An 18,932-nucleotide genomic window follows, 5' to 3' on the forward strand; every position below is an offset into this window, starting at 1 on the left:
CCGGAACTGACCACTCGAGCTCCGGGTCGGGCCGAGGCCAGACGGGGCCCGGCCTGGTCAGGAGGGCGTAGGCAGGGCCCCGAGCACGATCGCGGCCGCGCGGGCGACGAGGGCGTCGTCGTAGCGGGCGTCGGGGTCGTTCCGCGTCGTGAACACGGCGACCACGACCGGTGCCCGGCCGGGAGGGGTGACGACGGCGACGTCGTTGCGGATGCCGCCCGCGCCTCCTGACTTGTCGGCCACGACCCAGCCGTCCGGGGCCCCGGCACGGATCAGGGTGTCACCGGTCGCGTTGCCGCTCATCCAGTCGAGCAGCAGCGCGCGGTCGGGGTCGTCGAGCCAGCGGCCGTCGAGCAGCGCCCCGAGGTCGGCCGTGAAGGCCGCGGGAGTGCTCGTGTCGTCGGTGCTGCCGGGCTCGATCGTGTTGAGGTCGGGCTCCCGGTTCACGACCTCGGTGGTCGTGTCGCCGATGTCCTCGAGCCCCTGGTCGAGCCCGGCCGGCCCCCCGACGCGGTCCAGCACGATGTCGAGGGCCGTGTTGTCGCTCTTCCGCACGGCCGCCTCCGCGAGCTGCGCGAGGGTCAGCCCGTCGGCGACGTGCTCGCTCGTCACCGGCGAGTAGCCGGCGGCCTCGACGTCGGCCGCGGTCCAGGTGACGACCTCCCCGCGCTGCTCGGCGGGCACGTCGTGCAGCAGCTGGGCCGCCGCGAGCGCCTTGATCGACGAGGCGTAGCCGAAGCGCTCGTCGGCGCGGTGCGAGGCCGTCGCCCCGGTCTCCGTGTCGACGACGCTGACGCCGACGCGGGCGTCGAACTCGGCCTCGAGCGCGGCGAGGTCGTCGGCCACGTCGGCGGAGACGTCGACCGTCGGCGTCGCGGACGGCGTGGCGGCAGCGCTCGACGACGGGCTGGCAGTCCCGGCGGCACCCGACGGGGTCGTGCTGCAGCCGCTGACGACGACGGCGACGAGCGCGGCCGTCGCGAGCGCCGCCGTGGTGCCGGTGGTGCGCGTGGCGCGGCGAGCGGCGGCGCTGGTGCTGGTGCTGGTGCTGGTGCTGGTGTGCGACCTGGTCCTCATGGAGCTCCTCCTGGCGTCCCCTCGCCGGGGCCGCGGTCACGACCGGGCGGGGACGTCCCCGACAGCATGGCCGCCGTCGCGGCCTCGCCGGGGGCGGACGACACGAGGAGGCGCGCAGTTCGTCCCCGAGGATGACCCGCCCTCCGACCTCAGACGGGCTGCAGCGCCCCGTGCTCTCCCTCGGGCAGCTCGACGCCGACCCTGTCGCCGGGGGCGACCCGTCCGCCGACGAGCACCACGGCCATGACTCCCGCCTTGCGCACGACCTGGCCCTCGTCGTCGCGGGTCACCAGCTCGCGCATCAGGCCGGCCTCGAGCCCGTCGATCTGGACGCACGGGTTGCGCAGCCCGGTGACCTCGACGACCGCGTCCGGCCCGAGCCGCAGCACGGTCCCGCGGGGCAGCCCGAGCAGGTCGACCCCGCACGTCGTGACGTTCTCGCCCAGCTCGCCGGGGGCGACCTCGAAGCCGGAGGCCTCCACCTCGTCGAACAGCTCGGCGTGCACGAGGTGCACCTGGCGCAGGTTCGGCTGGGAGGGGTCGCGGGCGACCCGCGAGCGGTGCTGCACGGTGGTGCCGGCGTGGGCGTCGCCCTCGACGCCGAGCCCGGCGATCAGGACGATGTCGTCGACCACCTCCTTCGAGAAGCGGTGCTCGGGGTCGCGGCTGACGGAGACGACGGAGGCGGCGGTCATGTCCCCATCATCCGCCGCGACGGGCGCCGGGTCGAGGGGGTCCCTCCTCGGGGCTCGGGTCTTCCCCGCCGTGTGCCTCGTCACCTCGAACCGCGTTCCGAACCATGAACCGCGAAGTTTCGCGGTTCATGGTTCGGAACGCGGTTCGTCACCGGCGCGGGTCGCGCAGGGTCGTGCGCGGGTCGGCAGTGTCGGTGTCGGTGGCGGGTCGTAGCGTCGCGACGTGCCCGAACCGATCGAGAGCTGGTGGGCCCGCCGCCAGCGGTCCCGCGCCGCCGAGGTGCCGTACGCCCCCGGCGCCTACCGCGACGCGTGGGCGCGCTACCCCGTGCTCGTGCGGCAGTACCGGCCCGAGCACAACCGGGGGCTGCTGCTCAGCCAGGTGCCTCCCGCGGCCGACGTCTGGCTGACCTGGCTCTGCGACGTGGGCCACCAGTTCGTCGCGACGCCCGACGAGCAACGCCACCGGCCCGGGCGTGAGCGACGGCGGTCGTCGTGGTGCCCGACCTGCGCCGATCTCGCGTCGCCCCGCCGCCTGCCGGCCGTGCCGATGGACCCGGCACCGAAACGCCCGCGCGACGCCCCCGAGACGGCGGCACCGGTCGCCGCGACCACGGATCCGCCGCCGGGTCGGGGACCGGGACCGGGTCCGGGCCCAGTCGTCGACGGCGGCGAGCGGGCCGCCCTGCTCCGGCGAATCGGGGCGTCCCGGCCGGCTCCCCCTCGGACGCCGCGGACGGGCCGGTCGGCCGAGGTCGGTCAGCTGCCCTCCGCAGGGGAGGCAGGACGGACGTCCCCGGCGGGCCGCGCAGCCCCCGCGGGGCACGAGACGCAGCGAGGGCAGGCGCCCCGAGGCGGCCGGACATGGGCGACGGGCCTGCCGTCGGGGCCGCCGCGCCCGTCCCCCGCACCGAGCGTCCCGAGGAGGCGCGACCAGCTCTGCGACCGCACCCCCGACCTGCCCGTCGGCGAGGCGTTCTCGAGTGCGTGCGCACCGCCTCCTGCGTCCGCGGTCGAGGAACAGCTGCGGGCCGACCTCGCCGCCGCGATCGCGTTCACCGCGGGGGTCAACGCGGTCCGCCTCGCGCGGCCGTTCTTCGAGCACCTCGAGGCGTGGCCCGACGTGCTGCTGCCCGAGCTCCGCGTCGCGGTCGAGTACGACTCGACGGGCAGGCACGGGCTCGAGCACGTCGGCCACCGCGAGGAGGCGGACCGCCGCAAGGACCGCGCGCTCCGCTCCGCAGGGTGGGAGGTCGTCCGGGTCCGGACCGGCGGTCTCGAGGCGCTCGGCCCGCACGACCTCGTCGTCTCGGGGCTGACGCGCAGCACGGTGCCGCAGCTGCTCGACGTGTTCCGCGAGGTGCGCGGCGACCTCTACGTCGACGCCTGGCTGCGCTGACCCGCGCGGGCCCACCCGATCGAGCCCGCCCGAGCGGGTCGACCCGATCGAGGTGACGCGTCGGGGGCGTCACCGGCCGCGGCACCCCTCCCTGGCTGCGTTGACCCACGCGGGCCCACCCGATCGCGCCCACCCGAGCGGGTCGACCCATCGAGGTGACGCGTCGGGGGCGTCGGCGGCCGCGGCACCCCCGCGACGCGTCACCTCGATCGCCCGGCGATCACGAGCGCAGGGCGAGTGCCTCGCTGCGCCAGCGCGCATAGGTGCTCCACGGGTCGTCCGAGCCGGCCCGGAGCGCCGCCGCGTGCGCGAGCAGCTCGGGCGCGGCCGTGAACCACTCGGTGCGCGCGAGGCGGTGCTCGGCGAACTGCACGTGCCGGCGGTGCTCGACGAGCCGGTCGCCGCGCTCGAAGGCGAGCAGGTCGTCGTGCCAGATGCGGGCGACCCGGCGGCGAGGGTCGGACGAGGTGCCGATCTTGATCCGGTCGTCGAAGCGCAGGTAGTAGACGACGTCGACCCGCGGAGGTGCGAGCTCGCCGTCCGGCGAGTCGCCGTGCCGCCACTCGCAGACCGCGCAGAGCCAGCCCGACGGCCAGTGGACGCCGAGCCGGGACCCGCACGCGACGCACGGCGAGGGCAGCAGGTCGGTGAGGCCGTGCTCGCGCTCCGACCAGTCGGCGGCGGCGTCGAGGTGCCAGGCGCAGAGCGGGGCCGGGGCGCCGGGCTCGACCGGACGACCGCAGCCGTCGACGCAGCAGACGGAGGAGGCGCGGTCGGCGCTCGAGGACCCGGTCACGTCGTCACCGTAGGCGCCGCCCCCGACATCGGAGCAGCTCGTCCGCAGCGGGTCAGTCGCGCGTGTGCGCCTCTCCCCCGCCGGGACGGACCTTCGCGGTGTCGGCGACGTCGATGCGGGTGACGCCGTCCGGTCGCTCCTCGGTGGTGATGCGCGGGGCGGCGTCGGTCTCGTCCGACTTCGGCGCGCGCGTCAGCTGGTCGTGCCGCTTCTCGTCGGCGGTCATGCCGGTGGGGTCGTCGTGGTCGCCGGTCGTGCCGTCGTGCTCGGTCGCGTCGCTGCTCATGTGGTCGAGGCTACGCGGGCGCCGCCCCCGTGGCCCCGCCGCATCCCCGGGCAGGCGCCTCGTCCGATCGCCCTCGGTCCACCCGTCCGGGCAGGCTCCCACCCGGCGATCGCCGTGCCCCCCGAAAGCGGGGCGGCCACACTGGGAGCGTGACCGACGACGACCACCGCCCCGCGTCCCCGCCGCCCGCCGCACCAGCGCCCGCCGTGCCCACCGCCGCCACCGCCACCGCCACCGGCGGGGCGACGCCGACGCAGCAGCGACGCACCGGCCGTCGCGACCTCGTGGGTGCCCTCGCGTTCGCCGCAGCGGTCGTCGTCGTGGCGGCGGCACAGATCGGGGGCACGGTCGTCCTCGTCCTGCTCGTGGACGGCGGCGGCGTGACCGCTCTCCTGCTCGGGGCCTTCGGCCTGGCCCTCCTGACGATCGCCCCGATCGTCCTCGGCGCCGTCCTCGCGGCGTGGGACGTGCCCACCACCCACCGGGAGCAGCAGCGCGCCCGGCGCCTGCTCGGGTGGATGCTCGGCGTCCAGGCGGGAGGAGCGGCCCTGGTGCTGCTGTCCGCGTGGCTGAGCGACCCGCCCGCCTGGCTCCCCGCCTCCTTCGTCGCCCTCGGCGCCGCGCTCACGGTGGTCGCCCTCGTCGCGGGCCCGGCGGTCGGCGAGCACGTCCGGCAGGGTGCGGAGCCGGTCGAGTGGCGACAGGTCCCCCGGGGGGAGGTGCGCCGCGGGGTGCGCACGGTGACGCTCGCGTTCGTCCTCACGTTCCTCCCGGCCGCCGTCGGCCTCTCGTTCGTTCCCCTCGACGACGACGACTCAGGCGCGGACCTCCTCTTCGTCGCCGCCGGGCTGGGGTTCCTCGCTGCCTCCGTCGCGTGCACCGTCGTCTCGTTCCGGCTGATGAAGCAGGCGGGGGCGGTGATCGGCCGCGACCACGACAGGGCCAGGAGGATCGGCAAGGCCGTCCTGTCCCGCCGCCCGCTCGAACTGGGCCCCGACGACGAGCGGGCCGCCGCCCGGTGGGCCTCCGTGAGCGCGGTGTCGCTCCCGGTGCAGTACGCCCAGAGCGCGACGCTGTTCGCCGGCCTGATCTGCAACCAGCTGCCGCAGGCGCTCGGCGAGGACGGCTGGATCTTCTCCCGCGTCCTGATGGTCGTGATGGCCGCCATGCTGCTCGGCTTCGCGCCCTTCTTCCTGACGCGGGCCTCGCGTGCTCGGCGCTACGCCGCGGCACGGGCCCACCTGCTGCCGCCGAGCGCGGCCGAGACGGCGGCGTCTACGGGCACGGCGGGCCCGGCTCCCGCGCCCGCCGGCGAGCCCTCGTGACCGTGCCGTTCCCCAGCCGGCGCGACCTCCGCCGCCGCGGCTGGCACGAGTGGCGGGCCGGGGCCGCGCAGCTCGTCACGCCGCGTCGCCGTCTCGTGCTCGCCGTGGCGGCCGTCGTCGTCGGCTCCGCGGCCGCACTGGGCATCGACCGTTTCCTCTCGGGCGTCGACGCCTTCGACGGGCCGGGCGCGGTCCGTGCGGTCGCCGCACTCGCCTTCGCCTCGATGTCCGTCGCCTTCGTCGTCCTGGTGGCCGTCGGAGTCTGGCTGCGGCGCGATCGTCGGTCGCTGGCACCGGTGTCGTGGCGGGACGACCGGCTCGTGGGCGACTACTCGAGCGAGGGCGCGCCGGAGCTGTCCGCGACCCTGGCGCCGCGCCTCCTCGCCTCGGCCCGCAAGCAGCGGCTCGGCCTCGTCGGCGTGCTCACGATGACCCTCGGTGGCGCGGCCGCGTTCACGGTCGGCATCGTCGGCGTGGTGGTCGTCGCTATCACGGAGGGGTTCCCCGGATTCGGCTTCGCCGGCGCCCTGCTCTCGGTCCTCAGCCTGCCGTTCACCGCGGCCACCAGCCTCGAGGGGCTGGGCCGCGCCGCCGTCGCCCTCGACCTCGCCGAGGCGCACGCATCTCGTTCGCACCTCGCGGGCATCGAGTTGCCCCGGGATGCTGCTTCTCCCTCGTCGAACTGACGCTCCGGGGCAACTCGTCGGGATCGCAGCCCACACGCGGGCCGCCGTGGGAGGCGCTCGGGCCAGAGAATGAGTTGCGTGCAACTGAGTTGTACGCAACGTGCTACTGTCGTGGACATGACCGCGGCCGCCCCGACCACCCCCCTGCTCGACGAGCAGATCTGCTTCGCGCTCTACGCCGCGTCGCGGGCGCTGACCACCCGGTACCGCGAACTGCTCGAGCCGCTCGGCATCACCTACCCGCAGTACCTCGTGATGCTGGTGCTGTGGGAGCAGGGGCCGACCGGCGTCTCGGGCCTCGGCGAGCGCCTCCATCTCGACTCGGGCACGCTCTCTCCCCTGCTGCGCCGCCTCGAGGGCCAGGGCCTCGTCACCCGCACCCGGGTTCCCGACGACGAGCGCAGCGTCCGCGTCGAGCTCACCGCCGACGGCGAGGCGCTCCGGGCCTCGGCGGCCGGCATACCGGCGAGCATCTGCGCCGCGACCGGACTCGACCCCGCGGCGATCGCGGCCCTCACGGCCCAGGTCGGCGAGCTGGGCGACAGCGTCCGCGCCGCCTCCTAGGCCTGCCGCCGGGTCGGCACGCCGCCGCACCGGCCCCCACGACTCCACCGACCCCCCCATCCCCACACGAAAGAAGGACACGATGCCCACTCGCACCTCCCGCACCGCATGGAACGGCAGCCTCGAGACCGGCGAGGGCCAGGTCGAGCTCTCGAGCTCGAAGCTCGGCACGTACGACGTCTCGTTCCCGAAGCGCGCCGCCGACGACGCCAACGGCTCGACCAGCCCCGAGGAGCTCCTCGCGGCCGCCCACTCCGCCTGCTACGCCATGCAGTTCAGCGCCGTCCTCGGCCAGGCCGGCGGCACCGTCGAGGCGCTCGACGTGAAGGCCGACGTCTCGCTCGGCCCGGACTCGGCCGGCGGCTTCAAGCTCACCGGCATCGCCCTCACCGTCCGCGGCGAGGTCTCCGGCATCGACGAGGCCCAGTTCCAGGCCGCCGCGAAGGACGCCAAGGAGACCTGCCCCGTGAGCAAGGCGCTGACCGGCGTCGAGATCACGCTCGACGCGACGTTCGAGAGCTAGGCAGCACCGCAGCACCGCTTCACCGACGAGCCCCGCTCCTCGCCGTCCGCGCACGACGCGGCGAGGGGCGGGGCTCTCTGGTGCGGCTGATCCGTCACGAGACGGAACAGCCCACGCGGACACCCTCGTCCCGGGCAGCACCGCGGCCGCAGCATCGCGACCGCAGCCCCGCGGCCGCAGCCCCGATCTGGGGCCAGGCCGGGGCCAGTCTCGAGGAGGCGGCACTCCGAACCCGAGACGACGCAGCAGCGCTCGGGCACGGACGACCGGGCGGATCCTCCACGGAAGGCCCCGACGATGCACGACGAGACGCGCCCCACGGCGACCCCCACCTGCCCCGACTGCCACGGCCCGGCGCGGCTCGTCGACAACCCGTACTACGGCTCCGGGCTGAGCGTGCACCCGTGGGTGCTCACCTGCACGGCCTGCTCGTCCTCGACGTTCGTGCCCCGACAAGAGCCGCGGGCGGCCGCCGTGCCGTGCCCGGTCCGGGGCCGCAGCGCCTGGGCCCGCCTCGTCGGCCGGCGCGGTCGCCGCTGACGCGTGCTCCTCGTCACCGCACCGGGTTTCGTGCACTGCACCGGGACTAGACGCGGTGCAGTGCACGAAACCCGGTGAGACGCAGCGCAGGCCGGCGCAAGCTCAGCGTGGCTCAGCGCAGCCGACCGACGACGCTCCCGTCGAGCCCCTCGAGCAGCGCCGCCACGTCGTCCCACACCTCGACCGCGCCGGCCTCCGTCAGCGACGCCGCCGACGTCCCGCCCGAGCGGACGCCGACGCAGGTGACCCCGGCACGACCGGCCGCCTCCACGTCCCAGACGGCGTCGCCGACCATCACCGCCTGCGCGGCGTCGACCCCTGCCTTGTCGAGTGCACCCTGCACGATGCCCGGGTCGGGCTTGGCGGTCTCCGCGTCCTCCGACGAGGTGACCGCCCAGAGCGCACCCTCGACGTCGAGCAGGTCGCGGAGCACGGCGAGCTCCTCCTCGGGGGCGCTGGTCGCGAGCACGACCCGGTGACCCCGTCGCGTGAGCTCGTCGAGCAGCTCGGTCGCCTGCGCGAAGACGTGCAGGTCGGTGTCGCCGTGGGGCAGGTAGTGCGCGGAGTGGCGCTCCTTCGCCTCGTCGCCCCGCGCCTCCGCGACCTCGTCGCCCAGCAGCCCCGAGAGCAGCAGGGTCGAGTCCTCGCCGATCGCCTCGTGGATCCTCCAGCTGTCGACCGGGTGCCCGATGTCGGCGAACGCCTTCGACCAGGCGTCGACGTGCGCGTAGTTCGAGTCGACCAGGGTCCCGTCGATGTCGAAGAGGACGGCGGTCGTGCGGGCGTCGGAGGCGGGGGCGTCGGAGGTGTCGGTCCTGGAGTCCGAGGAGGCGCGGGTCGAGTCGGTCATGCATCCACCCTGTCCCTGCAGTGACTGCACCGTTCGCCCCTCGCGACGACTGGGCGCCTCCTCCGAGCTGCCTGGGAGCGGGAACACACGACCGTCGCGCGGGCGTTGGCTGGACACATGACTACGTACGGAATCATCGGAGCAGGCAACATCGGCAGCCAGGTCGCTCGGGCACTCATCACCCAGGGACACGACGTCGTGATCAGCAACTCGCGCGGACCCGAGACCCTGGCCGACCTCGTCGCCGACCTGGGTGACAAGGCGCGCGCCGCCACGTCGCAGGAGGCGGCCGAGGCAGGCGAGGTCGTGGTCGTCACGGTCCCGCTGAAGAACTACGAGGAGGTGCCGGTCGAGCCGCTCGCGGGCAAGGTCGTCATCGACACGAACAACTACTACTTCGAGCGCGACGGCCACATCGCCGCCCTCGACAACGGCCTCGACACGGTGTCGGGCATGCTGCAGCGCCACCTGCCCGAGAGCAAGGTCGCCAAGGGCTTCAACCACATCATGGCGAAGGACATCACCACCGACGGCAAGCCCGCCGGCACCGAGGGCCGTCGTGCGCTCGCCACGTCGAGCGACTTCGAGGAGGCCGCCGAGCTCGTGCAGCGCCTCTACGACGAGGTCGGCTTCGACACCGTCAACGTCGGCCCGCTGAGCGAGAGCTGGCGCGTCGAGCGCGATCAGCCCGCCTACGTCGTGTCGCAGACCCGCTCGGAGCTCGTCGAGAACCTGGCCAAGGCCACCCGCGCGACGGCGACGAACGAGCCGGCGCCGCACGCCGACGAGGCGTAGCCGCAGCTCTCCCGCAGGAGGCGCCCCGCACCTCCGCGGGCTGGTCCCGGCACCTCCTGGGGCGTTGAACACGCTTCAGAACCCCGTTCCGTTCAGAGAACCGCGAAGCAACACGGTTCTCTGAACGGAACGGGGTTCTTCGTTCGCGGAGGAGGCGTGCGGGGTGATGGTCGGGGCCCGCACGCTCGTTCGAACCCGTTCCCGCGCGCCCTCGCCCGCGCGCCTGTGACCGCCTAGCGCGTCACGACGACGAACCCGCCCGCGCGCACCAGCGCGACCGACTGACCCGAGACCGTCCGCTGCGACACGAGCGCCCCGCGCGAGTCGTAGCTCGCGACCGTCGACCGCACGCCGCGTGCGCCGACCGTGGTCGGCAGCGGCAGCTTCGAGGTCGACGAGACGAGCTCGGTCGCCCGTCCGCCGGCCCCGGTCAGCGCTAGCCGCTGCACGAGCGGCCGGACGATCAGCGCGTCCACCGTCACCGGCTGCGACCCGCGGGCCGTCACCGTCACGGAGGTGGCCCCGGGCCCGACGGGGATCGGCAGCGTCTGCGGCAGCAGCGCCCCGGAGGCGGCGGTCACGCCCTGCGCGCCCACCCGGGTCGTCAGGGTGCCGAGCGGCACCCGTCCGGCCTTCCAGGTCGAGGTCGACACGACTCCCTCGGCGCCGAGCAGCACCGGCTCGACGTGGCGCAGGCCCGACCCCGCGGGCACCGCGATCGTGGCGCTCTGTCCCGGCTGCAGCGTGAGCGCCGCGCCGCCGCTGTACTGCGACTCGCCCGTCCACGCCGAGTCGGGGGTGACGACGGTGCCGGTCGTGGGCGACGCGGCCTCGGCCTCGATCGTCGTCAGCCCGTCCCGCGACGCGACCGTGGTCGACGCCTGGGCCAGCGCCGACACGTCGGGGGCCCCGTCGAGCGCGATCATCGACAGCAGGCCGTGGATGGTGCTCTCGGCACCGCTGTTGCGGTTGACCGAGCCGTCGGCCTGCACGCCGTCGTTCGTCACGCCGGTCGCCCGGTCGTAGACCGGCTTGCCCGAGCGGTTCGTGCCGAAGTACCAGCTCGCCGCGACGGCGGCCACCTGGCGGAAGCCCGCCCCGCCCGAGGCGTCGGCCACGGCCAACGCGGACTGCAGGCGCGAGTCCGCACCGTAGGCGATCTGCGTCTGGTCGACGGGAGTCGGGTACCAGGCGTTGTCCGGCCCGCTGGCAGTGAGCAGGGTCGTCGTGAAGGAGGCGGTGTCGACGACCGCGGGAGCCAGCAGGTCGCTGCGCCCCAGCACGGTCGAGGCGCGCGCCAGGGCCGCGGGCATCTGCGACGCCCACGAGTGCCACATCGAGCGCGAGTTCGTCCACGGCAGCACGGCGCCGTACGGCCAGGTCTGCGGGTCGCCCGACGCCATGCGCGCCACGCCCTCCGCGAGCTGCGTCGTCGCGGTGCGCACGGTCGCGTCGTCGGGGGCGGCGGCCACGTACGAGCTGAGGCCGAGCACGGCCTCGGCCGTCGCGTCCGCGCCGTCGACGATCAGCCAGGCGGGCACCTGCGCGCCGTCGGCCACGTCGTACTGCCCGTAGCGCGACAGCGTGTCGCGCTGCAGCGCCGTCACGCCGAGCTGGAGGCGCTGCTGCAGGAACGCGGCGAACTCCGGGTCCTCGTCGCGGAACGCCGCGTAGCCCTCGCCGAACGCCCAGATGCTGCGGGCGAGCCAGTAGCTGTTGCCGCTGTCGGAGGGGTCGGGCAGCTCGACGGGGACGGGGCTGCGGTTGAACGTTCCGTCCGGCTGCATCCACAGCACGACGTTGCCGGCGGCCGGACCCGTCGTGGTCTGGAAGTACGCGGTCGCGCGCAGCAGCTCGTACGCCTTGTCGCGGCTCGCCTCCGCCCCGGTCTGCTGCCAGTCGCGCAGGTACACGACCGCGGCGCGCGACACGTCGTCGGAGTTGTACGCGCCCTGCCCCCAGTACCCGGTCGCAGGGTCGAGCGGACCGCCGCCCACACGGGCGAAGGTGCCGCCGTCGCGGGCGTCCGCGTAGGTCCACGGCAGGGTCAGCGTCGGCTCGGCGTCGAGGCGGTACGAGGTGTGCCCCTCCTCGGCGGCGGGCGTCGTCTGGTCGAGCAGGAAGTCGAGGTGCGCGAGGTTCGTCAGCGGCGCGGGCGCAGCGGCAGCCGTCGGCGCGGCGGCGCTCGGCGCAGCCGGTGCCGCAGGAGGCGCGGCGGACGCCGGCAGCGCCCCCGTCACCCCCAGCGCGATCGCGGTCGTGGCGGCCAGGGCGAGCCCGGCCCATCGTGAGGTGCGTGCGGTCATCGTCGACCGCCTCCTTCTGTCTCGTCGTGCATGGTCGTCGAGTCGCCCCGGGATGTCGGGCCGACTCGTTCTGGGTGACGTTCTGGGGCGGCTCGCCAGCAGCGCCCGGGAGCGCGCGTCAGGCGCGGTCGAGCCGGGCGACGCCGATCTTCGAGTCGGCCATGCCGTAGAAGACGAACGGCACCCCGTCCACCTCCTCGATCGCGGTGGGGAACACGACGTTCGGCACGATGCCGTCGCGCTCGTCGGCGGTCTCGGCCTCGAGCAGCGGCACGGCCGAGCGGGTCACGACGCGGGAGGGGTCGTCCGCGTCGAGGATCATGCCGCCCGCCGCGTAGTTGACGTTCTGCTGCTGGGCGAACACGTCGTCGATGACGCCCGTGACGCCGTGGTGCAGCAGCAGCCACCCCTCGGGCACGCGGCGCGGGGGCGGGCCGCCGCCGATCTTGAGCTCCTCGAAGGGGAACTCGGGGCCGGCGACCGGGCGGTGCTGCCCCCAGCGGGCCAGGGCGCGCTCGTCGGCCGCGACCGCGTCGACGGGCACGTAGCTGATCCAGATCGAGTGCCGCCCGTCGGTGACGCCGGCGGGCAGCGGGCTGCCCTCCCCCGGCACGGTGGCGCCGATGTGCCACATCGGCCGGTGGAGCACGGCGAAGCTGCGGACGCCGTCGGGCGCGGTGACGGGCGACGGGAAGAACGTCGTGTCCTTGTTGTGGAACAGCCCCAGGTCGGTGTCGAGCTCGTCGACGTAGTCGAACGTCACGGGCCCGAGACGGCGCCACTCGCGCAGGTCGTCGCTGACGGCGACGGCCGTGCGGGGCCCGAGCGGGCCGTACGCGACGTAGGTCATCACGTGCAGGCCGAGCTCGTCGACCCGGGTGACGCGCGGGTCCTCGACGCCCGAGTGCGCGGCGCCGCGCTCCCAGCCGCGGTCGGGGGCGAGCACGACGCCCTCGCGCTCGACGCCGACGGGCACGCCGTCGTCGACGACCACGCGGGCGAGGCCGACGCGCGAGACGTTGCCGGCGGCGACGAGCCGCGGCAGCAGGTACAGCTCGCCGTCGGGCCCGCGGCCCGAGCCGGGGTTGAGCACGCCCTCGGCCTCGAGCGGCTCGTCGGGGTCGGGCGCCATGACGACGCCGAGGCGCGTCAGGCGGTAGGGGAACGGAGGAGGTGCGGTGTCGGTCACGGGGGATCTCCTGTCAGCCCTTCACGCTCGAGCCGACGTCGGTCGAGATGAAGTAGCGCTGGAACACGATGAACAGCAGCACGACCGGGGCGGCGAGCACGACGGCTCCGGCCAGGGTCGCGCCGAAGGGGTTGGCGGCGGTGGCGGCGACGTTCGAGATGTAGTTCGCCAGCGAGACGGCGAGCGGCTGCATCGACGCCTCCTTGGTGATGAGGAACGGCCAGAGGAACTCGTTCCACGGCCCGATGAACGTCAGCAGCAGGGCGGTGACGAGCGCGGGGCGGACGAGCGGCAGGGCGATGTTCCACAGCAGCCGGAACTCGCCGGTGCCGTCGATGCGCGCCGCCTCGAACAGCTCGCGTGGCAGCTGCAGGAAGTACTGCCGGAAGATGATCACCGCCGTCGAGTTGATGGCGAACGGCAGGATCATGCCGAGGTAGTTGTCGCTCAGCCCGTAGTTGCGCGCGATGAGCACGTACAGCGGGATGACCAGCAGCTGGAACGGCACCACCTGCACGAGCAGCGCGAGGGCGAAGGTCACGCCGCGTCCTCGCCACTGCAGCACGGCGAGCGCGTAGCCGACGAGCACCCCGAACACGACGGTGCAGATCAGCACGCCCGCGGTGAAGATGCCCGAGTTGACGAGCCCCGTGAGCAGCCCGATGCGGCTGTCGATCGCGGCGTAGTTCTCGAGGGTGAGGTTCGACGGGTGCGGGAACGCGCCCGCGACCGTCGGGTCGGGCCGCGCCTGCAGCGAGCCGATCACCATGTAGTAGAACGGGAAGAGGAACGCGAGCGCTCCCAGTGCGAGCACGACGCCTCGCAGCGTGGTCTGGGTCCTGGACATCTCAGTCCTCCTTGCCGCCGGCGAACCGGTTCTGCAGCAGCGCGATGATCAGAACGAGCACGACGAGCACGACGCCGATCGCGGCCGCCTGGTCGGGGTTCCCCTGCTCGATGCCCTTCTGGTACATCAGCAGGACGGGCGACGTGGAGGCGCCGTTCGGGCCGCCTCCGCCGGTGAGCAGGTACGGCTCCGTGAACAGGTTCGCCCCGGTCACCGTCGACACGAGCAGCACCAGCACGGTCGCGGGGCGCACCCCGGGCACGGTCACGGTGAAGAACGACCGGACCGGGCCGGCACCGTCGCTCGACGCCGCCTCGTACAGCTCCTTCGGCACGTTCTGCAGCGCCGCGAGGTACAGCAGGATGTAGAAGCCGAGCTGCTTCCACGTGACGAACAGCGCGATCGAGGGCATCGCCCAGGCCGAGTTGATCAACCACGACGGCGACGGCGCCAGCGGCCCCAGCACCTGGTTGACGAGGCCGCTCCCGTTGAAGAGGAACAGCCAGACGGCCACGACGGCGACGCTGGCCGCGAGGTACGGCACGTAGAAGGCGACGCGGAGGAAGCCCTTGAAGTGCGACACCTTGTCGAGCGCCGACGCCAGCACCATGCTCAGCACGACCGTGAGCGGCACGTTGATGACCAGGAAGACCCCGACGTTGCCGAACGACCGCAGGACGGCCGGGTCCGTGAACGCCGTGACGAAGTTCGCCAGCCCGACGAACGGCCGGTCGACGACCGCGCCCGGCGCGGTGAAGAAGTAGTCGTGGAACGCGATGTACACCGCGTAGATCAGCGGGTACGCGAAGACCGCGAGCACGAAGACCAGGTACGGCGCGCTGAGGAGCAGACCGAGCGGGTTCTTGCCCAGCAGCGAGCCTCGCCCGCGGGCCTTCCGACCCGAGGAGGCGGGGGGCGCCTCCTCGGGTCGGCTGCCGGCGACCGGGGCGGTCGCCCCGGCACGGAGGGAGGACACGGGTCTCAGCCCTGGGCCGCGAGCTCGTCGACCTTGTCGGCCGCGTCCTTCAGCGACGATCCGACGTCGCCCTCGCCGAAGATGACGCTCTTCGACCACGCGTCGCGGAACGCCTGCAGCTCGGCGACGGTGTTCGGGCCGGACGGCACCTCGATGGTGCGGGCCGCCTGGTCGCCGAACAGCGCGTACGACGGGTTGGCGTCGAAGTAGTCGGAGTAGGTCGAGGCGAGGTCGGTGCGGATCGGCATCTGGCCCGTGGTCTCGAGCAGGGCGCGGTCGGAGTCCTCGCTGGTCGAGTACTTCAGGAACTCCCACGCGGTGCCCTGGTTCTCGCACGCCGTGTACATGCCGACGTTCTTCGCGTCGCTGAACGTGTAGGTCTCGTCGGCGTCGGTGCCGTCCTTGGTGGGCACCGGGACGGCGCCCCAGTTCACGTCCTCGTAGACGTTGACCGCCCACGGACCGACGATCGACATCGCTGCCTCGCCGTCGGCGAAGCTGTCGCCCGTGTACTGCTCCTGGCCGGCCAGGCCCTGGTCGTACAGGTCGCGCCAGAAGCCGGCGACGTCCTCGCCCGCGCCGTCGGCGAAGGTGGCCTTGCCGTCCTCGATCAGGCCGGTGCCGCCGGTCTCGGCCGCGTAGAGCGGCATGAAGTCGAACTGCGACTGGAAGAACTCGCTCGTCGGGGCCGGGTGGATCGCGTAGTCGGAGACACCGGCGTCGACGAGCGTCTTGCTCGTCGCGAGGAAGTCGTCGTAGGTCGACAGCTCGGGGTTCTCCGCGTCGAGGCCGGCCTGGGTGAAGAGGTCCTTGTTGTAGAAGATCATCACCGGGTTCGACTTCCAGGGCATCTGGTAGTACTTGCCGTCGGCGTCCTGGTACTGCTCGGCGAGGTCGCCGCTGCGGTCCTCGATGTACCCCGCGCCGTCGTCGAAGCTCGACAGGTCGACGAGGCCGCCCTGCTTCTGGAACTGGCCGACCGCGCTCGGGGCCGTGTTGTAGACGAGGCAGGGGGCGTTGCCGGCCGTGATGGCGGCGCCGATGACCTCTTCGCTCGACTTGCCGGCGGGGATCTCCTGGCCCTTGACCTGCTCGTCCGGGTGGTCGGCGTTCCAGGACGCGACCGTGGCCTTGCCCCACTCGACCTCGGACTCGTTGTTCGAGTACCAGATGGTGATGGGGCCCTTCGCGGTGAGGGCGTCGCCGCCTCCTCCTCCCCCGCCGCCCGAGCAGGCGGTCAGGCCGAGGCCGGCGAGCAGGACGGTGGCTCCGATGAGTGCGGTGCGTCGTTGCACGGTGTTCTCCTTGGGTTCGGGTGGTGCGCTGCGGTGCAGGGGTCGTGCGTGGTGTCGTGCGGGTGCGGTGCGGGTCAGGAGGGGCGGTCGACGGGGTCGTCGTCGACGCCGCCGTCCGCCTCGCGGTAGACGTAGAGGTCGCGGCGACCAGGAGGCGCGTCCCAGCCCTGCGCGAAGGTCCAGCGGCCGTCGACGCGGCCGAGCCCGCCCCAGCAGAGCGAGCCGCCGGGCGTGAGCGCGAGCTGGTCGAACGGGCGCTCGATGTCGTAGAGCGCCTGGCTCGCGGCGAAGCGGCCCTCGGCGTCGTCGTGGAACACGTCGAGCACGAGCCGCCCGTCGCCGGTGACGATCGCCGCGGCGACCTCGTGCAGGTGCCCGCCGACGCTCGACAGGTCGAGGTACGGCGTCGGCTCGAAGCGCCAGGTGCGCATGTCGTCCGACCGGCCGACGTGCAGCACGCCGTCGAAGCCCTCGCTGACGAACATCAGGTACTCGCCCCCGACGCGGACGGCGTCGCCGTGCTCGTCGCGCGGGATCACCGCTCCCTTCGCCCACAGCCGCGTCTGCTCGGGGTCGGCGATCGGGCCGAGGCGCTCCCAGGTGACGAGGTCGTCGCTGACCGCGAGCATCATGTCGCAGCCGACCGCCTCGACGGGGTAGCCGGTGCTCGGGAACGCGGCCCGCGCCTCCTCGGTGATCGGCCAGATGCCGTTGTAGAAGAGCCAGAAGCGGCCCTCGGCCCGGTAGATCTTCGGGTCCTCGGTGCCCAGCAGCTCGAGGTCGCGGGTCGGGCGGACGACCGGGTTCGCCGGGTCGTCGACCCAGGCGGCGCCGGTGCCGGTGCCCGCGTCGGAGCCGGAGTCGGAGCCGGTGCCGGTGCCGGTGCCGGTCAGGTCGCGGGTGGCGTGGCCGATGCGGCTGCCGAGGCTCTCCTTGACGGGCGAGGCGCGGTAGAAGAGGTGCAGCACGCCCTCGTGCTCGATCATCGTCGGGTTGTAGAGCGACGAGCTGGTCCAGCCGATGCCGTCGGGGTCGTCCCACTGGTGGTCGAGCGTGAAGGTGAGGGAGGGGTCGGGGGCGAAGGGACCGACGGCCCAGTCGGGACGGTCGGCGCCGTAGGCCGCCTCGCCCGAGAAGGTGAGCTGGGCGAGCGCATTGGTCAGCGCGTTCCGGTGCGCGAGCGCGTCGTCGAGCACCTGCCGGAGGCGGTCGCGGGTCAGCGGGACCAGGTGCGCCGCGAGGGCGGTCGCCCCCGTCGCGTCGTGGTCGGCGCTGCCCGCGGGCGCGGTGCCTTCCGCTGCGCGGTCCTCGTCGTGGACCGGTCGCTCGTGGCGGGCCTCACCGTGGCGGGAGGCGGCTCGGGCGAGGTCGCGGGCGGCGGTGGTCGTCGCGGGGTCCATGGGCACCAACTTCGTCGTCGGGTGGCTGTCTCGATCTACCGAAACGTTTCGGTAGAGGTGAAGCTAGCACGGAGCCGCCGGGAGCGTAACCCCCGCGCCTGCCCACGGCACCCGCACCTGCCGTGCACCTGCCCCCGCCGGGAGCTGAAGAACCTCGTTCCGTTCGAAGAACCACGTTGCTTCGCGGTTCTGTGAACGGAACGAGGTTCGACGCGCAACGAGGCGCGGTGCGGCAGCAGCAGGCGGGACGGAGGCTCAGCGCGGGGCGGGGCCGGTGGAGGCGCGGACCAGCAGGCGCGCCGGCTCGATGTCCGCCTGCGCGACGGCGAGCACCGCGGAGCCGGTGCCGGGCGAGGCCGCGGGCACGGCGTCGGGGCCCTCGACGGCGGCGAGCAGCAGCCGGGCGGCCTCCGCGCCGAGCAGCCGCGGCGCCGTCGTCAGCGTGGTCAGCGCAGGCCGCACGTAGGTGCCCAGCTCGATGCCGTCGAACCCGGCCACGCTGACGTCGTCGGGCACGCGGACGCCACGCGCGTCCGCCTCGGCCATGAAGCCGATCGCGGCGAGGTCGTTGGCGCAGAACACGGCGGTCGGCCGGTCGCCGGGGCCGGCAGCGCCGTCGCCGGCACCCCCGTCGCGAGCAGCGCCGCCGAGCAGCTCGGCCGCGGCGCGCCGTCCCCCCTCGTACGTGAAGTCCGCCTCGACGAGCACGCCGGGGTCGCACCCCGCGGCGACGAGCGCCTCGCGCCACGCCTCGACCCGGTGCACCGCGTGGACGAACCGCGACGGCCCGGCGACGTGGGCGAACCGCCGGTGCCCGAGCGACACGAGGTGGGCGACGAGCTCGTGGACCCCCGCCGAGACGTCCTGGTGCACCGCGGGCAGCGGGAACCCCGGGGCCGGGTTCACGCCGACCGCCGGCAGGTCGAGCTGCTGCACGAGGGCGACGCGCGGGTCGTCGACGACGAGCTCGTTGAGGAACACCCCGTCGACCCGACGACCGGCCGCGAGGCGCCGGTAGCGGTCGAGCGTCTCGTCGGCGGCCGAGCCCATCTGCAGGATCAGCGCGTAGCCGCGCGGGTCGAGCACCGACTCGAGGCCGCCGATGAAGCTGCCGAAGAACGGGTCCGACTCGAGCACGAACGGGTCACGGTGCACGACCAGCCCGACGGTGAAGGCCCGCTTGGCGCTGAGCGAGCGGCCACGGACGCTGGGGACGAACCCGAGGTCGGAGGCGGCCTGCTTGATCCGCGCGCGCGTCTGCTCCGAGACGCCGGGCCGGTCGTTGAGCGCGCTGGAGACCGAGCTGATGGCGACGCCGGCACGGGCGGCGACCTCGACGATGGTGACCCTGTCCGTCACGTCGCGCCTCCTCGTCGGTCGGCC

Annotated in this window: 19 protein-coding genes; 7 read left to right on the forward strand and 12 right to left on the reverse strand. The window is 73.9% G+C overall.

The genetic code is table 11. The features are described 5' to 3' along the window. Positions 1-57: 57 nt before the first annotated feature. Positions 58-1,077: a class A beta-lactamase gene (gene bla, locus ITJ48_RS12190; RefSeq protein WP_194613871.1), complete on the reverse strand. Its 1,020-nt coding sequence runs from the start codon at positions 1,075-1,077 to the stop codon at positions 58-60. Between the two features lie 149 nt (positions 1,078-1,226). After that, positions 1,227-1,772 carry an MOSC domain-containing protein gene (locus ITJ48_RS12195; protein ID WP_194613872.1) on the reverse strand — a complete coding sequence of 182 codons (546 nt, stop codon included), beginning with the start codon at positions 1,770-1,772 and terminating at the stop codon, positions 1,227-1,229. Positions 1,773-1,995: 223 nt separating this feature from the next. On the opposite strand from ITJ48_RS12195, the gene ITJ48_RS12200 reads away from it, so the two are divergent. Then, on the forward strand, positions 1,996-3,171 hold the full coding sequence (locus ITJ48_RS12200; RefSeq protein ID WP_194613873.1) for a hypothetical protein: 1,176 nt from the start codon (positions 1,996-1,998) through the stop codon (positions 3,169-3,171). A 220-nt stretch (positions 3,172-3,391) separates the two neighbouring features. Here ITJ48_RS12200 and ITJ48_RS12205 read toward each other — a convergent pair whose 3' ends face one another. Together ITJ48_RS12205 and ITJ48_RS12210 are read right to left on the reverse strand one after the other, a co-directional pair. Beyond that, positions 3,392-3,967: a GIY-YIG nuclease family protein gene (locus tag ITJ48_RS12205; RefSeq protein ID WP_194613874.1), complete on the reverse strand. Its 576-nt coding sequence runs from the start codon at positions 3,965-3,967 to the stop codon at positions 3,392-3,394. Between the two features lie 52 nt (positions 3,968-4,019). Beyond that, the gene (locus ITJ48_RS12210) at positions 4,020-4,253 is read right to left on the reverse strand and encodes a hypothetical protein (RefSeq protein WP_192041470.1); all 234 of its coding nucleotides are present in this window, start codon (positions 4,251-4,253) and stop codon (positions 4,020-4,022) included. Between the two features lie 149 nt (positions 4,254-4,402). On the opposite strand from ITJ48_RS12210, the gene ITJ48_RS12215 reads away from it, so the two are divergent. The 5 genes from ITJ48_RS12215 (at position 4,403) to ITJ48_RS12235 (ending at position 7,891) form a co-directional block, all read left to right on the forward strand. Next, complete coding sequence (locus ITJ48_RS12215) at positions 4,403-5,578, forward strand: hypothetical protein (RefSeq protein ID WP_194613875.1); 1,176 nt, start codon at positions 4,403-4,405, stop codon at positions 5,576-5,578. Then, positions 5,575-6,264 (forward strand): hypothetical protein, encoded by a 690-nt coding sequence (locus ITJ48_RS12220; protein ID WP_194613876.1) that lies wholly within the window; start codon positions 5,575-5,577, stop codon positions 6,262-6,264. Before ITJ48_RS12215 ends, ITJ48_RS12220 begins: the two co-directional genes overlap by 4 nt. A gap of 117 nt (positions 6,265-6,381) precedes the next feature. Then, positions 6,382-6,828, forward strand: coding sequence for a MarR family winged helix-turn-helix transcriptional regulator (locus ITJ48_RS12225; RefSeq protein ID WP_133738305.1), 447 nt, complete (start codon positions 6,382-6,384; stop codon positions 6,826-6,828). Positions 6,829-6,910: 82 nt separating this feature from the next. Next, entirely contained in the window at positions 6,911-7,351 is a 441-nt protein-coding gene (locus ITJ48_RS12230) for an OsmC family peroxiredoxin (RefSeq protein ID WP_133738304.1), read from the forward strand. A gap of 297 nt (positions 7,352-7,648) precedes the next feature. Next, positions 7,649-7,891: a hypothetical protein gene (locus ITJ48_RS12235; protein WP_194613877.1), complete on the forward strand. Its 243-nt coding sequence runs from the start codon at positions 7,649-7,651 to the stop codon at positions 7,889-7,891. A 112-nt stretch (positions 7,892-8,003) separates the two neighbouring features. On the opposite strand, the gene ITJ48_RS12240 is transcribed toward ITJ48_RS12235, so the two are convergent. Next, the gene (locus tag ITJ48_RS12240; protein ID WP_194613878.1) at positions 8,004-8,741 is read right to left on the reverse strand and encodes an HAD family hydrolase; all 738 of its coding nucleotides are present in this window, start codon (positions 8,739-8,741) and stop codon (positions 8,004-8,006) included. A 117-nt stretch (positions 8,742-8,858) separates the two neighbouring features. On the opposite strand from ITJ48_RS12240, the gene ITJ48_RS12245 reads away from it, so the two are divergent. After that, entirely contained in the window at positions 8,859-9,536 is a 678-nt protein-coding gene (locus tag ITJ48_RS12245) for an NADPH-dependent F420 reductase (protein WP_244644732.1), read from the forward strand. Between the two features lie 233 nt (positions 9,537-9,769). On the opposite strand, the gene ITJ48_RS12250 is transcribed toward ITJ48_RS12245, so the two are convergent. From ITJ48_RS12250 to ITJ48_RS12280, 7 genes are all read right to left on the reverse strand, one after another. Further along, a complete protein-coding gene (locus ITJ48_RS12250) occupies positions 9,770-11,842 on the reverse strand; it encodes a hypothetical protein (protein ID WP_194613879.1) in 2,073 nt (690 codons plus the stop codon). 118 nt (positions 11,843-11,960) lie between these two features. Next, positions 11,961-12,974: a glycosidase gene (locus ITJ48_RS12255; protein WP_194614462.1), complete on the reverse strand. Its 1,014-nt coding sequence runs from the start codon at positions 12,972-12,974 to the stop codon at positions 11,961-11,963. Positions 12,975-13,044: 70 nt separating this feature from the next. After that, the gene (locus ITJ48_RS12260) at positions 13,045-13,878 is read right to left on the reverse strand and encodes a carbohydrate ABC transporter permease (RefSeq protein WP_123547795.1); all 834 of its coding nucleotides are present in this window, start codon (positions 13,876-13,878) and stop codon (positions 13,045-13,047) included. A gap of 1 nt (position 13,879) precedes the next feature. After that, on the reverse strand, positions 13,880-14,854 hold the full coding sequence (locus ITJ48_RS12265) for a carbohydrate ABC transporter permease (RefSeq protein ID WP_194613880.1): 975 nt from the start codon (positions 14,852-14,854) through the stop codon (positions 13,880-13,882). Positions 14,855-14,859: 5 nt separating this feature from the next. After that, positions 14,860-16,149: a sugar ABC transporter substrate-binding protein gene (locus ITJ48_RS12270; RefSeq protein ID WP_194613881.1), complete on the reverse strand. Its 1,290-nt coding sequence runs from the start codon at positions 16,147-16,149 to the stop codon at positions 14,860-14,862. A 74-nt stretch (positions 16,150-16,223) separates the two neighbouring features. Beyond that, positions 16,224-17,549: a hypothetical protein gene (locus tag ITJ48_RS12275; RefSeq protein WP_228506883.1), complete on the reverse strand. Its 1,326-nt coding sequence runs from the start codon at positions 17,547-17,549 to the stop codon at positions 16,224-16,226. A 255-nt stretch (positions 17,550-17,804) separates the two neighbouring features. Continuing rightward, positions 17,805-18,908 carry a LacI family DNA-binding transcriptional regulator gene (locus ITJ48_RS12280; RefSeq protein WP_194613882.1) on the reverse strand — a complete coding sequence of 368 codons (1,104 nt, stop codon included), beginning with the start codon at positions 18,906-18,908 and terminating at the stop codon, positions 17,805-17,807. Between the last annotated feature and the right edge of the window lie 24 nt (positions 18,909-18,932).

Origin of the sequence: Frigoribacterium sp. VKM Ac-2530 (assembly GCF_015350835.1) — a bacterium.
Classification (GTDB): Bacteria; Actinomycetota; Actinomycetes; order Actinomycetales; family Microbacteriaceae; genus Frigoribacterium.

Bases quoted from the DNA above. Each gene is read 5' to 3' on its own strand.
- ITJ48_RS12210 (WP_192041470.1), bottom strand. From the start codon at position 4,253: ATGAGCAGCGACGCGACCGAGCACGACGGCACGACCGGCGACCACGAC.
- ITJ48_RS12260 (WP_123547795.1), bottom strand. From the start codon at position 13,878: ATGTCCAGGACCCAGACCACGCTGCGAGGCGTCGTGCTCGCACTGGGA.
- ITJ48_RS12235 (WP_194613877.1), top strand. From the start codon at position 7,649: ATGCACGACGAGACGCGCCCCACGGCGACCCCCACCTGCCCCGACTGC.
- ITJ48_RS12230 (WP_133738304.1), top strand. From the start codon at position 6,911: ATGCCCACTCGCACCTCCCGCACCGCATGGAACGGCAGCCTCGAGACC.
- ITJ48_RS12240 (WP_194613878.1), bottom strand. From the start codon at position 8,741: ATGACCGACTCGACCCGCGCCTCCTCGGACTCCAGGACCGACACCTCC.
- ITJ48_RS12245 (WP_244644732.1), top strand. From the start codon at position 8,859: ATGACTACGTACGGAATCATCGGAGCAGGCAACATCGGCAGCCAGGTC.
- ITJ48_RS12275 (WP_228506883.1), bottom strand. From the start codon at position 17,549: ATGGACCCCGCGACGACCACCGCCGCCCGCGACCTCGCCCGAGCCGCC.
- ITJ48_RS12195 (WP_194613872.1), bottom strand. From the start codon at position 1,772: ATGACCGCCGCCTCCGTCGTCTCCGTCAGCCGCGACCCCGAGCACCGC.
- bla (WP_194613871.1), bottom strand. From the start codon at position 1,077: ATGAGGACCAGGTCGCACACCAGCACCAGCACCAGCACCAGCACCAGC.
- ITJ48_RS12255 (WP_194614462.1), bottom strand. From the start codon at position 12,974: ATGGCGCCCGACCCCGACGAGCCGCTCGAGGCCGAGGGCGTGCTCAAC.
- ITJ48_RS12250 (WP_194613879.1), bottom strand. From the start codon at position 11,842: ATGACCGCACGCACCTCACGATGGGCCGGGCTCGCCCTGGCCGCCACG.
- ITJ48_RS12225 (WP_133738305.1), top strand. From the start codon at position 6,382: ATGACCGCGGCCGCCCCGACCACCCCCCTGCTCGACGAGCAGATCTGC.